Here is a 12,141-nt window from a genome sequence, read left to right on the forward strand (position 1 = left end):
TTAAAGGAAATAAAAAAAACCGTCTAAAAAACTAGACGGTCTCTTGGTTGCAAAAAAAGGTTGATAATTAATTGTCTTCTGCTCCTACAGGAACAATCTCAGGCTGCCAACCTCCTGTGATTTGATGCAATTCCTGATGAGTTAATTCTTGATTTTGAAATTTATTGAAATTCATATTTTTAAGTTTTTAAAAATTTTATTGATAAACTTACAAAAAGTTAAAATTAAAAATTATATCTTAATAAAGATTTTTATTACTTTTATGACAATCTTTATAACTATTGGTTATGAATTATGTGTTGCGAAACATCCGGAACGTTCGAAAAGTGAGAGGGTGGGTGTTGGTAAGAATATATATACTTATGTGTATTTCGCTGATTTATAATTATTACGTTTGATTTTTGCCTTTATAGTTTATTCCTCCCCATAATAAAATAACAGCAATCAAAAACTTATATGTTATATATAATAATTTAGGAACGGTATACGAAAAAATAACATAGGCTTCTTTTGGATAAATAATAGGTTCTATAAAATCTAAAACTGCAATTATTCCAAAGCCTATCAAAAATAGGTTCTTTTGTTTTTTCATTAAAATAGTTTTAACAAATCAACCATGATAAATATTAATAAATTCCTCAATAAATGAACCATCGTGGTTATTAATATTGCTTTTTTATGATTTAAAAGATTAAACATCTTTATGTATAAATGTGCTAATATAACTCCTCCGTATGTAGCAAACACAATATGTTGTGTTGAATAGCCGTGAGAAAGTCCAAAAACTAATCCACAAATTAATATTAACATCCATTCATTATTTCTTAAAAATTTAACTTTTAATAATCCCCATATTAACAACGCTTGAAATATTAACGTTTCTATTACTGGCCCAACTATAATAGTTAAAAAAACTATTTCTATCAAACTCATTCCTTGAACTTCTTCATTGTCAAAAGAAATAGATGTCTCAAAAAATAACTCAGATATACCATTTAAGATATCAGGAAGAAACCCAATAAAGGTATAAATTAATATTACCTTCAAATATTTTTTCATCTTATGTTTCTGAAATTATTCTAGTTTCTTATAGGGATGTTAGATGAGGAGTAATAATTACTCCTCATCCTGTATGTACATTTGTTAATATACTAATATGCATCATCAACATTATATGGTCCATCATCTTTACTAAAATGCTCATAATGTCCATTAAAAAAATTATAAACAGCATCCTCAACTGCTATAAGTCCTTTAGCTATCCAACGGCCAAGTCCTCCTCCATTAATTGTTCTGAGTTCTTTCTGTGATAGTTTATACACATTTAGTTTTTCTAAATTTTTCATGATTATTTTAATTTTAATTAAACTTTAATTCATTGATTCCATGGTCTACTAGAAGACGATGTCTCTTCAGAATATACTTCGTTAAATTCATCAATAACAGAAACCGCAAAGGTTAACCATCCTAACCATCCAGGAAATCTGATATCTCCACCATTAACTCTCCTAAGATTTTCTGTGTCTAGTTTTTGTACGTTAAAATTTTCTAATCTCATAATTTACGCTTTTAAAATTATACATTTTTTTAATTACAAAATAGTTTCCGGAATATTTTGTTGTAAACAAAGTAATCTATTAATTACAAAAAAAAAATATAATTATTTGAAGATTTTTATTACTTTTATGATAGTTTTTATAACTTCAGGTTATGGATTATGTGTTGCGAAACATCCGGAACGTTCGAAAAGTGAGAGGGTATTCCCAAGAATACCTGGCGTTCAGGCTAAATATAAGCCAAGCGGCATATACTAAATTAGAGCGTAATGAAACCAAGCTAAGTGTAGAGCGCCTCCTAAAAATAGCTGAGGTACTAGAAACTCCTCTGGAGCAACTTTTAGAGATTGCCTCTAACAAGAGTCATGATAAAAAGGAAAGCACAAAAATGAGCCCTAAGATGTTGCATTTATACGAAGCGCGTCTAAAAGATAAAGATAAAATGATTGAAAAATTAGAGGCATTATTGCATCAACGATTTTCATAATAAAAATCCCCCTAATAGAGGTATAATTCTACTATCCCACTCTTCTTTTCTTAATCGGTCGCCTTTTAAATAATAATTCATCATTAAAATCTTCTTCCTCAAAAAATTCAGTTTCCATCCCAACAGGCACTATTTCAGGGCCATGACCTCCTTTAATTGTAACCATTTCCAGAGGTTTTACTATTTGAAATTCTAATTTATTCATGACATTTTGATTTAATCAATTTAAGCTTAACTATATGTTATTCTCCACTTCCATCCAACCATGGATTGCTATCTGTTCCATCTAGCCATGGGTTGCTGTCTCCATTATCGGGAGGGGTTGTTGATGATGAATCATCTCCTCCAGAGATTTCATACATCTCACGATTATTTAATGTTTGAACAGTTCTTCTTTTAAGATTTATACGTAATTGTTGTAACATAAAACAGTAGTTTTTAATTAGCTTTTGGCAAAGAAAGGGGCAACTACCATAAAAAAACTAGTTGTTTTTGTAATAAAAAATTCTTTTTAGTTATAAAAAATTGATTTTGAGAATAAAATTATCATTCCTCAAAAAAATGTTCCAGCTCTTTTAGGGTCTCAGAGGAGGTTTTTATGTCTTTTACAACATCTCCTTTGTGTAGTACAACAATCCGTTCGCATACTTCTGTAACATGTATTAAATCATGGCTGGAAATAAGTATGGTAATTTCAATGTCCTCAGCTAGTTTTTTGATGATTTTTTTTAAGCGGATTTGTGTTGTAGGGTCAAGGTTAGCAAATGGTTCATCAAGAATAATCACTTTTGGATTTCCAATCAAAGCAGCTACGATGCCTACTTTCTTTTGGTTTCCTTTTGAAAGGTTTCTTAAATATTTTTTCTTTCCTAAAATTTCATCATTAAAAAATTCCGTGAACTGCTCCAAAAAAGCATCGATATCTGCTTTATTCCAGCCTCTCAGTTCTCCTATGAAATAGAAGTATTCTTCCGGGGTTAAGTACCCTATTAAAAAACTTTCATCAATAAAAGCAGCTGTTTCAGGTTTCCATGCTTCACTTTGGTTTACTTGAACCTCATTATTGATGATCTGTCCGGTAGTTGGCTGAACAAGGTCTAACAATAAATTGAAAAATGTTGTTTTTCCTGCGCCATTATTCCCCACTAAGCCAAAGCTTTGTCCTTTTGGTATTTCTAAGGTTTCTATATTAAGTACGGTCATGTTTCCGTATTTTTTTGAGAGGTCTGTTACTAATATCATTTTATGTTTTTTTATTCTCCTTGTTTTTTAAACCCGTTGATCATTGCATATTTATTTTTCCGGTATGCCCGTACAATAATTTCCATTAAATAATTTCTTAATAAGAGTCCTGTTATACCAGCTATTCCTATAACAAATGTAGCTATCTGATAGCTGGTCAATTTGTAAAACAAAAACCATACTGCTAATGGGAAAAGCATTAATGGAAGCCCGACCAGCCACTGTGTTGCCCCTGTTCCCTGATAGTTCATAAAAGGGCTTTTGTCTAAATCAATTCGTTTTCTGTTGAAAGACCCTGCGTAGAGCAATATTGGAACATTCACTCCCATGTTATAAATAGCACAGGCTACGTTTAGTACCAAAATATTCCATCCGAAATACACATAAGGGGTGCTCAACAGAAACAGTACAATAACACTAAAATTCATTAACCCCATTTTGGATGCCAAGTATTTTTTCATTGGAATGTTTTGTGCCATCATCATGCTATAATAACCACTATCCCAAGCAGGTATAAACTGTCCAAAGTTGATCATAAAAATTCCCGTTATGAATATCCCCACAAACACAAAAATGGCCGGCATATCTTGATAGGTTTCTTGTGGATAAAAAATCAATCCATAGCCTACTATTAATAGTGATATCCAAATTGTAGTTTTGGGGCGTTTATTACGCCAAATGAGTTTTAAATCCTGTTGTAAAAAAGGAGCAATATCCCCAAAACGGCGGATCCATCCCATATCATTTGTATTCGCTTCTTTCGTTTTTGGTCTAAATGATGTGTCTAAATAAAAATGGCTTTTTAAAAAATTATAGTTCCATTTGTACAAGCCCATTAACACTAAAAAAGGAATGCTTATATAAATAGGGTTTGTTGTTAAAGAGTTTAAAATATTTCCAATAAATTCGCTTATTTTAAAAACATTAAAATATTCCAATGCTGCAAACAATCCTCCCAACATTATAAATGGCAAAAACTTTTTTAGGTTTTCAGCAAACTTTTTTTTAATCAGAAAGTTGGTATAGTTTACCATTAAAATCAAAAGAAACATGTTCAGTATCCAAACAGTGCCACTCAATGGAGAATAATCTCCTTTGGCAATACAGATAATCCCGAAAGGAATTATTGCAAATAAAGGAAGGATATTGAAAAAAGAGGTAAGTGCCCTTAATAATATATAGTGTACTATTTTCCCTTTCTTTATCGGTAAGTACATTAGTGGTTTTATGTCTATCACTGGTAAGGTTTGCATAAAAAAACGAAATATAAGGTCGGCTGCCAACCATAATACCACATATTGGTTCACAACAGTTAAAGGGTCTGCTTCCGGAGATATTTTTTTTAGTAGTGGATATAACCCTATTCCCAAACCTAAAAATACGGCTGAGAAATAGAGTGCCAAAAACCCCATAAGAATTTTTAACCCAATGCTTTTTCCAACACTAGATGCCCTGAAAAATGATTTCCACTGGAGAATAAAGAAGTGCTTAAACATACTATTGCTAATTTTACTCTTAAATATTAGTATAAATATTAACCTTTTGTTACAATAACCTTTTGGTCTTTCTTATTTTTGGACAAAATTTTATGTATGGCTTCTTTTTATCCCTTAAAAGTAAAAGAAATTCAGCGTATCACACCATCAGCTGTTATGATTTCTTTTGAAATCCCGGAAAATTTGAAACATGTTTTTTCATTCACAGCAGGACAATATATCACTATTAAAAAAATAGTGAATGGCAAAGAAATTCGCAGGTCCTATTCTATTTGTAGTTCGCATATGGATGATTTGCTTCGTGTAGGGATAAAAAAAGTGCCTAAAGGCACTTTCTCAGCATATGCAAATGACGAGCTTCAGATAGGAGATGTTTTGGAGGTACACCCTCCTGAGGGGAAATTTATTTTTATGCCTGATCCTTCTAAAAAAAGAAATCTTATCGCTTTTGCTGCCGGAAGTGGTATTACACCTATTATGAGCATTATAAAAACGGTTTTAGAGGAAGAACCCAATAGCTCCTTTGTTCTTGTGTATGGAAATAAATCTGTTGCAGAAACCATGTTTCATGAAGAACTGTTGGCCCTTATTGAAAAATTTACAATACGATTATCTGTTTACTTTATTTATAGCCGAAATACTGAAGACGGTGCATTGTTTGGTCGAATAGATCGGTCTATGGTTAATTTTATCCTGAAGAATAAGTATAAAGAAGTGGCTTTTGATACTTTTTACCTGTGCGGGCCTGAAGAAATGATTGAAACGGTTTCTGAAATACTTAAAGAGAATACGGTTTCTGACAAACAGATAAAATTTGAGCTCTTTACAACTTCTAATGAAGAAGAACCTTCTAAAGATGTCCCGGAAGGCAAAACAAAAATAACAATATGGGTAGATGACGAGGAAACTTCTTTTGTGATGGACAAATCGCAACGTATCCTTGATGCTGCATTAGCACAAAAAATAGATGCTCCTTATTCCTGTCAAGGAGGTATTTGTAGCAGTTGCATTGCCCGTATTAAAGAAGGGAGCGCCACTATGGTAAAAAATCAGATTTTAACAGATTCCGAGGTAGCTGAAGGATTGATTCTTACATGTCAAGCAAATCCTGATTCAGAAACCTTGGTTATTGACTATGATGATGTGTAATGCTGTTCTATACCTTCCAATATTTTTTCTATCACTTGCTCAGGAGTAATTGTCCGCATAATTTCTTTATAGTCGTCCGGTAACTTATTTCCATACACAGAGGTCGGAATTAATGGATATTTTTCACGGTCTGAAAGCAATGCATATTCTTTGGGTTGACCAATGGGACAAAACCCGGCATAGGGATGGGTAACTCCCCAGAGCGTTATTGCTTTAATACCATACATAGCTGCTAAGTGAGCATTTCCACTATCCATAGAAACCATTATGTCAAGGTTGGATATTAATGCTAATTCTTCTTCAAAAGTGAGTTTTTCAATAGTATTGACCGTGTTTTTGTGATTTTTTAAAACTGCGTTTACTTGCTGTTTTTCTTTATTTCCACCTCCAAAAATGATGATTTTAAATTGATTGGTTTTGTCAAGTTTTTGAATAACTTCTTCCATCAAATCTAATGGGTACATTTTGCCTTTATGTGCCGCAAAAGGTGCAATTCCTATCCATTTTTTAGTGTCTGCTCCTATCAGATTATGGATTTTTGGGTTTATTTCTTTTTTGGGTAGAAAAACGGAGTTGCTTACATCAATTGGAAAGTTTAGTTGAGAAAAAACATCTGCATATCGTTGGTGGGTTGTTTTTAGTTGTTTAAATATTTTGTTTTGAGGCCGCGTAAGTGCTTTTTTTTCTTTTCTTCCTTTGTCAACCTTTTTAATATTAATCCTTTTCCAGTTCAAAAACCAACATAGAACATTGCTTCTTAACACGCTATGCAGGTCTGCTATTTTTGTTACTCCTAATTGGTTAAGCTCTTTTGATAATTTGTACAATCCCAAAATGCCTTTGTGTTTCCCTTTTACATCAGCAAAATGAAAATGAATATCTGGGATGTCATTGAAAATAGGCTTGAAAAATGCTTTTGAGAGAACTGTTATTTTTAGTTTCGGGTATTTTTGTCTTAAAAGCATCAGCACTGGTACTACCATTGCTACATCGCCCATAGCAGAAAGGCGGATAATCAAAAGGTGTTCTTGTGGACTATTTTTTTTCACGCAGTACGGGGTTTAACTCCTCGTCATTGTACATTTTCATCTGCTTGTACACTTTCATGTATTTTTTGCCATTTTGAATGTCTTCCAAAAGCTGGTCGATTGCTGAAGACAAGTCTTTGCGCTGTTCCAGCAATACATTTAGTTTTGTTTGGCAAGCAGCTTTATGCTCAGGGGATGCATCTTCTCTTAATACTTCCTCTTGCATATGGTATATTTTCAATGCTAAAATGGATAGGCGGTCTATAGCCCATGCCGGACTTTCAGAGTTTATGGTGGCATCAGGGTTCAGGTTTACCTCCTTATATTTATCTAAAAAATAGCTGTCAATATATTCTACCATATCAGTCCGATCTTGATTTGAAGCATCAATTTTTCGCTTTAATCCAAGTGCCTCCACCGGATCAATTTTAGGGGCACGAATAATATCTTCATAATGCCATTGTACCGTATCTATCCAGTTTTTTCGGTATAGAAGATGCTCTATTTTGTTTTTTGGGTATGGATTTTCAAAAGATTGGTTTACACTGTCTAATACATGGTATTTTTCTATGCTTTCTTCAAATATTTGGTAGGCAAATTTGCTGAATTTCATTGTTCTTGCTTTGAGTTGCAAATATAATCTATAATTGGTTACTTTTGGATTATTGATACTTCTGCCTAAAAAGACATTATGTACATTCATCATATCGGGGAGCAAAATTCCATACTTAACCAATTTATTAGTGAAATTAGAGCTATTTCTATTCAAAAAGACCGTATGCGTTTTCGAAGAAACATAGAGCGCATTGGTGAAGTATTGGGATATGAGCTAAGTAAATCGCTTTCTTACCATTCTAAAAATATTAGTACTCCCTTAGGCACTAAAAAAACACCTTTAATAAAAAATGATCTTGTTATTTGTTCCATACTAAGAGCAGGTTTGACCATGCACCAAGGGTTACTAAATTATTTTGATGGTGTGGACAGTGCTTTTATTTCTGCTTATCGGCATCATTTGAATGAAACTGATTTTGAAATAATAGTAGAATATATGGCTGCTCCATCTCTGGAAGAGAAAACGTTGTTATTGGCAGATCCTATGTTGGCATCCGGCCATTCATTTACTTCTGTATTTGAGGTGATGAAACCCTTGGGTACTCCTAAAGAGGTCCATTTGATTTCTGCTATTGGTTCTCCTGAAGGGATTGCATATTTAGAATCACATTTCCCTCCGGAAACACATTTATGGATTGCTGCTATTGACGATGGGTTGAATGATAAAGGATATATTATTCCCGGTTTGGGAGATGCAGGCGATTTGTCTTTTGGTACTAAATTACAGCATTAATTCTACAAATGGTGCCACTAGGAACAACCATAAGGTAATTTCCTCAACCCATTTTTTCGATCTTGTTTCTATATAGTTTGCAATAAGGAGTGCTAAAGGAAATGCTACAAATAACCATGCTGCTTTATTGTATTCCGGTAATGCAACATTCATCGCTAAAGTTGTAAACAGTAATCCTATTATTAATGCTATTGCTGTTCTGGCCTCTGATGTTTTTGCCTTTATCTGAATAAAAAAAGACAATAATGATATTATTCCTATTCCACCTACAATCCAAAAAGAAAAAGTATTGATTGATTGATAAAACTCTTTAGGGATATAGCTTAGATCAATGCTTATGATTTCTTTAAAGATGGTTATATCACTTTTTAAAATGGCATACGTGTATCCAAATATAAGTACCATCCCTACTACTAAAAGCGGGATAAACCAATTTTTAACATCCTTCCCTACATATACAATAAGTCCCACAAAAACCCATAAAAGTCCTAAAATAGCTGGTTCATAAAACAATGAAGCAATTATTACCCACAGCGTTGCATCAAATATCTTTCTTTTTGTTGCCACGTAAGACCGTAAGCTAATAATTCTACGGATAGCTAAGAGCAGGAAGCCGTTGGATAGAATAATTTGTCTGTCAAAAAATGATTCCGGAGATAATGTTAGCAAAAGCGCAAATACTAAAATAATGTATGAATTGTTTTTTGACAGGTGATTTTTTTTCACAATAAAATCAATAATGAAAATGGACACTATAAGGATCACCCATGAAATGCCATGGTATGTCATTATCGAAAAAGTTATTGGTGTATCTAAGGTGTTAAAAACGGATAGTATAAAAAATACAAAAAGGTATCCTACAATAAAAACAAAATTAATGGGCTTTGTCTTTCCAAATATGCTTGATATCATGTTTTGTTTTTATATTTTTGTACAGTAAATATAATATTTCTTAATCTATGAAGAGTTTTTTTGAAGGTATTGAAAGTTTGTTTGTGAATGTACTTTTTGTTCCTTATGATGCTTTACGTTTTACGGAAAACTGGTGGGTCGCTAATATCGTAAATTGGCTTTTAGCTATTATTGGTTTTGTTGCCATGGTTTACTGGATAATGCAATTGAAAAAATTCAATGATAATAATGAAGAGGATAAGAGCATTACAGCACACTCCTATCTATAAATCAAAACCAATATCTTTCCGATAATATATCTTATCAAAGTGTAGTTTTTCTATCTCTTGGTACGATTTTTTTATAGCCTCTTTATACGATTTATCTAAAGACGTAATGGCAATAACCCTTCCACCATTTGTTACAACCTTATTCGCTTCCAGCTTCGTTCCTGCATGAAAAATTAAGGCATTTTCTACTTTTTCAATCCCTTTAATTTCTTTTCCTTTCTCATAGGTTTCCGGATAACCTCCGGAAACTAACATAACGGTTGCGGCAGCACGTTCGTCAATTTCTATATCAATTTTGTCCAAGGTTTGATTCGCTACTGCTTCAAATAGTTCTACCAAATCATTCTTGATCCTAGGAAGAACTACTTCTGTCTCAGGATCACCCATCCGAACATTATACTCGATCACATAGGGGTCTCCATTTACTTTTATAAGGCCTATGAAAATAAACCCTTTGTATGGAGTTTTATCTTTTTGAAGCCCTTCTATTGTTGGTTTAACAATGTTTTCTTCTATCTTTTGTAATAGTGTTTCATCGGCAAAAGGAGCAGGAGAGACAGCGCCCATGCCTCCGGTATTCAATCCGGTGTCTCTTTCACCTATCCGCTTATAATCTTTGGCCGTAGGAAGTATTTTATAATTCTTTCCATCTGTTAACACAAAACAACTTAGTTCTATGCCGTCTAAAAATTCTTCTATAACCACTTTAGTGCTTGCTTCTCCAAATTTCTCGGCGACTAACATGTTTTGAAGTTCATTTATAGCTTCTTGCAGGTCATTTAAAATTAATACGCCCTTACCCGCTGCAAGCCCATCAGCTTTTAAGACATATGGTGGCTGTAATGTTTCCAAAAATTTAAAGGCTGAATTTATGGCCTCCTTAGTAAAACTTTGATATTGTGCTGTTGGAATTCCGTGCCGCATCATGAACTGCTTTGCAAATTCTTTGCTCCCTTCAAGTTGAGCTGCTATTTTTCCAGGGCCTATAACATTTACCTTGTTTAATTCTTTTTCTGAGAGAAAAAAATCATGAATCCCTTTTACTAAAGGATCTTCAGGGCCTACTACAACCATGTCGATGTTTTCATTAATCACAAAGTTTTTAATTGCTTGAAAATCTGCTACATTGATGGGTATATTTTTAGCAATTGTTGCTGTCCCTGCATTTCCCGGGGCTACAAAAAGGTTTTTTACTTTGGGGCTTTGTAAAATTTTCCAAGCAAAGGTATGCTCTCTCCCTCCGGAACCTAAAATAAGAATGTTCATTAATTTGTATTGTATATAAAAATTTATATCAAAAAGTTAATAGGCTTTCTCTTCACCTTTTATCATATTTAAAGCGGTTTGTATAATTATCTTAATGTCTAAGACTAAAGACCAGTTTTCAATATAAAAAATGTCCAGCTTAATTCTATTTATCATATCTCCATCCGTTTCTATTTCTCCTCTATACCCTCTTGTTTGAGCAAGACCTGTTATGCCTGGTTTGACTAAATGACGGATCATATATTTATTAACGTTTTTACCATATTCTGCATTTTGTTTCCATAAATGTGGTCTAGGCCCTACCACAGACATATCTCCTAATAATACATTAATAAATTGAGGAAGTTCATCAATACTTGTTTTCCTCAAAAAAGCCCCTAATTTAGTTACTCTTGGATCATTTCTAGTTGCTGATTTTTCAGTAACATCATTAAGTTTCATAGACCTAAACTTATAACAATAAAACCCTTTTTCATTAAGTCCTGGTCTATTTTGCCTAAAAAAGATAGGCCCTTTTGAATCTATTTTTATTAATATCCCAAGAATAGGAATTAACCATAATAAAATGAAGAAGAAGATAAGAAAAGAAAAAATGATGTCAAATGTTCTTTTAGTGAAAAAATTTATAGGGTTATCTAAAGGGACATCTCTTAATGAAAGTATAGGTAGATAGTCATAATACTCATATTTTAATTTTTTAGTGTATATATTTTTATTGTCTGGTAAAAATTTAATAACTCTAAGATTTAAGTCTGTAAAATCAACAATCTTTTCTATTTCTTTATTTGAAAGTTCTGAAACCGAACAATATATTTCATCTATATTTTCTTTTAAAACATATTCAAAGCAATCTTTTAGAGTATTTTTCCCCTCTGTTAATGAAAACTGTTTTTTAAACTCATACCCATATTCTAATCTTTTTTGAAATATTTGAACTAATTGATCTGTCTTCTTATTTTTCCCTATTACTATAACCTTTCTTTGATTTCCTCCATATTTTTCTCTATATTTCATCAAGAGATAATGAAATGTAAACTTTATAATTGCCACTATTATTAGTACTATCAAACAATATGTTGCTAATAATAGTCTACTAATATTTACTTCTTTAAAGAATCCAATAAATGCATATAGTGCCAAAAAATAATAAACAAATTGTTTAGAAAGCAAAGAGAGAATAAGGGTTACTTTAGAATAGCGATGAACTTCATAAAAATTATTTCTTAATGCAATTACTACCCATGTAATGGAGATATAGGTTGAAAATAGTACTGGGGTCTTAAAAAGAATTGGCAGAATATATGCAGTAAGATTTACAACTGTAAGGTCTATTATGCATATAAATGGTAATAAGAATTTTGAATATCTTCCTCTTTTATACCCCATTT

17 protein-coding genes are annotated in these 12,141 nt (G+C 32.5%); 4 read left to right on the plus strand and 13 right to left on the minus strand.

The window, feature by feature from the left end; all coding sequences use genetic code 11:
* Window positions 1–388: 388 nt before the first annotated feature.
* The 4 genes from WBG21_RS06810 to WBG21_RS06825 all read right to left on the minus strand — a co-directional run bounded on the left by WBG21_RS06810 (window position 389) and on the right by WBG21_RS06825 (window position 1,558).
* On the minus strand, window positions 389–592 hold the full coding sequence (locus WBG21_RS06810) for a hypothetical protein (protein ID WP_340076144.1): 204 nt from the start codon (window positions 590–592) through the stop codon (window positions 389–391).
* Complete coding sequence (locus WBG21_RS06815) at window positions 592–1,059, minus strand: CPBP family glutamic-type intramembrane protease (protein WP_340076146.1); 468 nt, start codon at window positions 1,057–1,059, stop codon at window positions 592–594. Before WBG21_RS06815 ends, WBG21_RS06810 begins: the two co-directional genes overlap by 1 nt.
* A gap of 92 nt (window positions 1,060–1,151) precedes the next feature.
* Window positions 1,152–1,322 (minus strand): hypothetical protein, encoded by a 171-nt coding sequence (locus WBG21_RS06820; RefSeq protein WP_340076149.1) that lies wholly within the window; start codon window positions 1,320–1,322, stop codon window positions 1,152–1,154.
* Window positions 1,323–1,375: 53 nt separating this feature from the next.
* Window positions 1,376–1,558, minus strand: a complete 183-nt coding sequence (locus WBG21_RS06825) for a hypothetical protein (RefSeq protein WP_340076151.1) — start codon at window positions 1,556–1,558, stop codon at window positions 1,376–1,378.
* Window positions 1,559–1,710: 152 nt separating this feature from the next.
* Here WBG21_RS06825 and WBG21_RS06830 point away from each other — a divergent pair, with 152 nt between their 5' ends.
* Window positions 1,711–2,043, plus strand: coding sequence for a helix-turn-helix domain-containing protein (locus WBG21_RS06830; protein WP_340076153.1), 333 nt, complete (start codon window positions 1,711–1,713; stop codon window positions 2,041–2,043).
* 31 nt (window positions 2,044–2,074) lie between these two features.
* Here the strand turns inward: WBG21_RS06830 and WBG21_RS06835 are convergent, their stop codons facing one another.
* From WBG21_RS06835 to WBG21_RS06850, 4 genes are all read right to left on the minus strand, one after another.
* Window positions 2,075–2,248, minus strand: coding sequence for a hypothetical protein (locus WBG21_RS06835; RefSeq protein WP_340076155.1), 174 nt, complete (start codon window positions 2,246–2,248; stop codon window positions 2,075–2,077).
* 37 nt (window positions 2,249–2,285) lie between these two features.
* The gene (locus WBG21_RS06840; RefSeq protein ID WP_340076157.1) at window positions 2,286–2,468 is read right to left on the minus strand and encodes a hypothetical protein; all 183 of its coding nucleotides are present in this window, start codon (window positions 2,466–2,468) and stop codon (window positions 2,286–2,288) included.
* A gap of 121 nt (window positions 2,469–2,589) precedes the next feature.
* Entirely contained in the window at window positions 2,590–3,285 is a 696-nt protein-coding gene (locus WBG21_RS06845; protein ID WP_340076159.1) for an ABC transporter ATP-binding protein, read from the minus strand.
* An 11-nt stretch (window positions 3,286–3,296) separates the two neighbouring features.
* Window positions 3,297–4,781, minus strand: coding sequence for a DUF5687 family protein (locus WBG21_RS06850; RefSeq protein ID WP_340076161.1), 1,485 nt, complete (start codon window positions 4,779–4,781; stop codon window positions 3,297–3,299).
* A 96-nt stretch (window positions 4,782–4,877) separates the two neighbouring features.
* On the opposite strand from WBG21_RS06850, the gene WBG21_RS06855 reads away from it, so the two are divergent.
* A complete protein-coding gene (locus tag WBG21_RS06855; protein WP_340076163.1) occupies window positions 4,878–5,930 on the plus strand; it encodes a ferredoxin--NADP reductase in 1,053 nt (350 codons plus the stop codon).
* Here the strand turns inward: WBG21_RS06855 and WBG21_RS06860 are convergent.
* Both WBG21_RS06860 and WBG21_RS06865 read right to left on the minus strand, forming a co-directional pair.
* A complete protein-coding gene (locus WBG21_RS06860) occupies window positions 5,915–6,979 on the minus strand; it encodes a glycosyltransferase family 9 protein (RefSeq protein WP_340076165.1) in 1,065 nt (354 codons plus the stop codon). The genes WBG21_RS06855 and WBG21_RS06860 overlap by 16 nt on opposite strands.
* Window positions 6,966–7,571, minus strand: a complete 606-nt coding sequence (locus tag WBG21_RS06865; RefSeq protein WP_340076167.1) for a DUF4254 domain-containing protein — start codon at window positions 7,569–7,571, stop codon at window positions 6,966–6,968. The genes WBG21_RS06860 and WBG21_RS06865 overlap by 14 nt, the downstream gene beginning before the upstream one ends.
* Window positions 7,572–7,649: 78 nt before the next feature.
* Here WBG21_RS06865 and upp point away from each other — a divergent pair, with 78 nt between their 5' ends.
* Window positions 7,650–8,306, plus strand: a complete 657-nt coding sequence (upp, locus tag WBG21_RS06870; protein ID WP_340076169.1) for a uracil phosphoribosyltransferase — start codon at window positions 7,650–7,652, stop codon at window positions 8,304–8,306.
* On the opposite strand, the gene WBG21_RS06875 is transcribed toward upp, so the two are convergent.
* The gene (locus tag WBG21_RS06875; RefSeq protein WP_340076172.1) at window positions 8,295–9,218 is read right to left on the minus strand and encodes a DUF6427 family protein; all 924 of its coding nucleotides are present in this window, start codon (window positions 9,216–9,218) and stop codon (window positions 8,295–8,297) included. The two genes, upp and WBG21_RS06875, sit on opposite strands and share 12 nt — an antisense overlap.
* Window positions 9,219–9,265: 47 nt before the next feature.
* On the opposite strand from WBG21_RS06875, the gene WBG21_RS06880 reads away from it, so the two are divergent.
* Complete coding sequence (locus tag WBG21_RS06880) at window positions 9,266–9,487, plus strand: DUF6341 family protein (protein ID WP_340076175.1); 222 nt, start codon at window positions 9,266–9,268, stop codon at window positions 9,485–9,487.
* Here WBG21_RS06880 and purD read toward each other — a convergent pair.
* Together purD and WBG21_RS06890 are read right to left on the minus strand one after the other, a co-directional pair.
* On the minus strand, window positions 9,482–10,753 hold the full coding sequence (gene purD, locus WBG21_RS06885; RefSeq protein ID WP_340076177.1) for a phosphoribosylamine--glycine ligase: 1,272 nt from the start codon (window positions 10,751–10,753) through the stop codon (window positions 9,482–9,484). The two genes, WBG21_RS06880 and purD, sit on opposite strands and share 6 nt — an antisense overlap.
* A gap of 36 nt (window positions 10,754–10,789) precedes the next feature.
* Window positions 10,790–12,139 carry an exopolysaccharide biosynthesis polyprenyl glycosylphosphotransferase gene (locus WBG21_RS06890; protein WP_340076180.1) on the minus strand — a complete coding sequence of 450 codons (1,350 nt, stop codon included), beginning with the start codon at window positions 12,137–12,139 and terminating at the stop codon, window positions 10,790–10,792.
* Between the last annotated feature and the right edge of the window lie 2 nt (window positions 12,140–12,141).

The sequence above is a fragment of the Leptobacterium meishanense genome (assembly GCF_037645805.1).
Classification (GTDB): domain Bacteria; phylum Bacteroidota; class Bacteroidia; order Flavobacteriales; family Flavobacteriaceae; genus Leptobacterium_A; species Leptobacterium_A meishanense.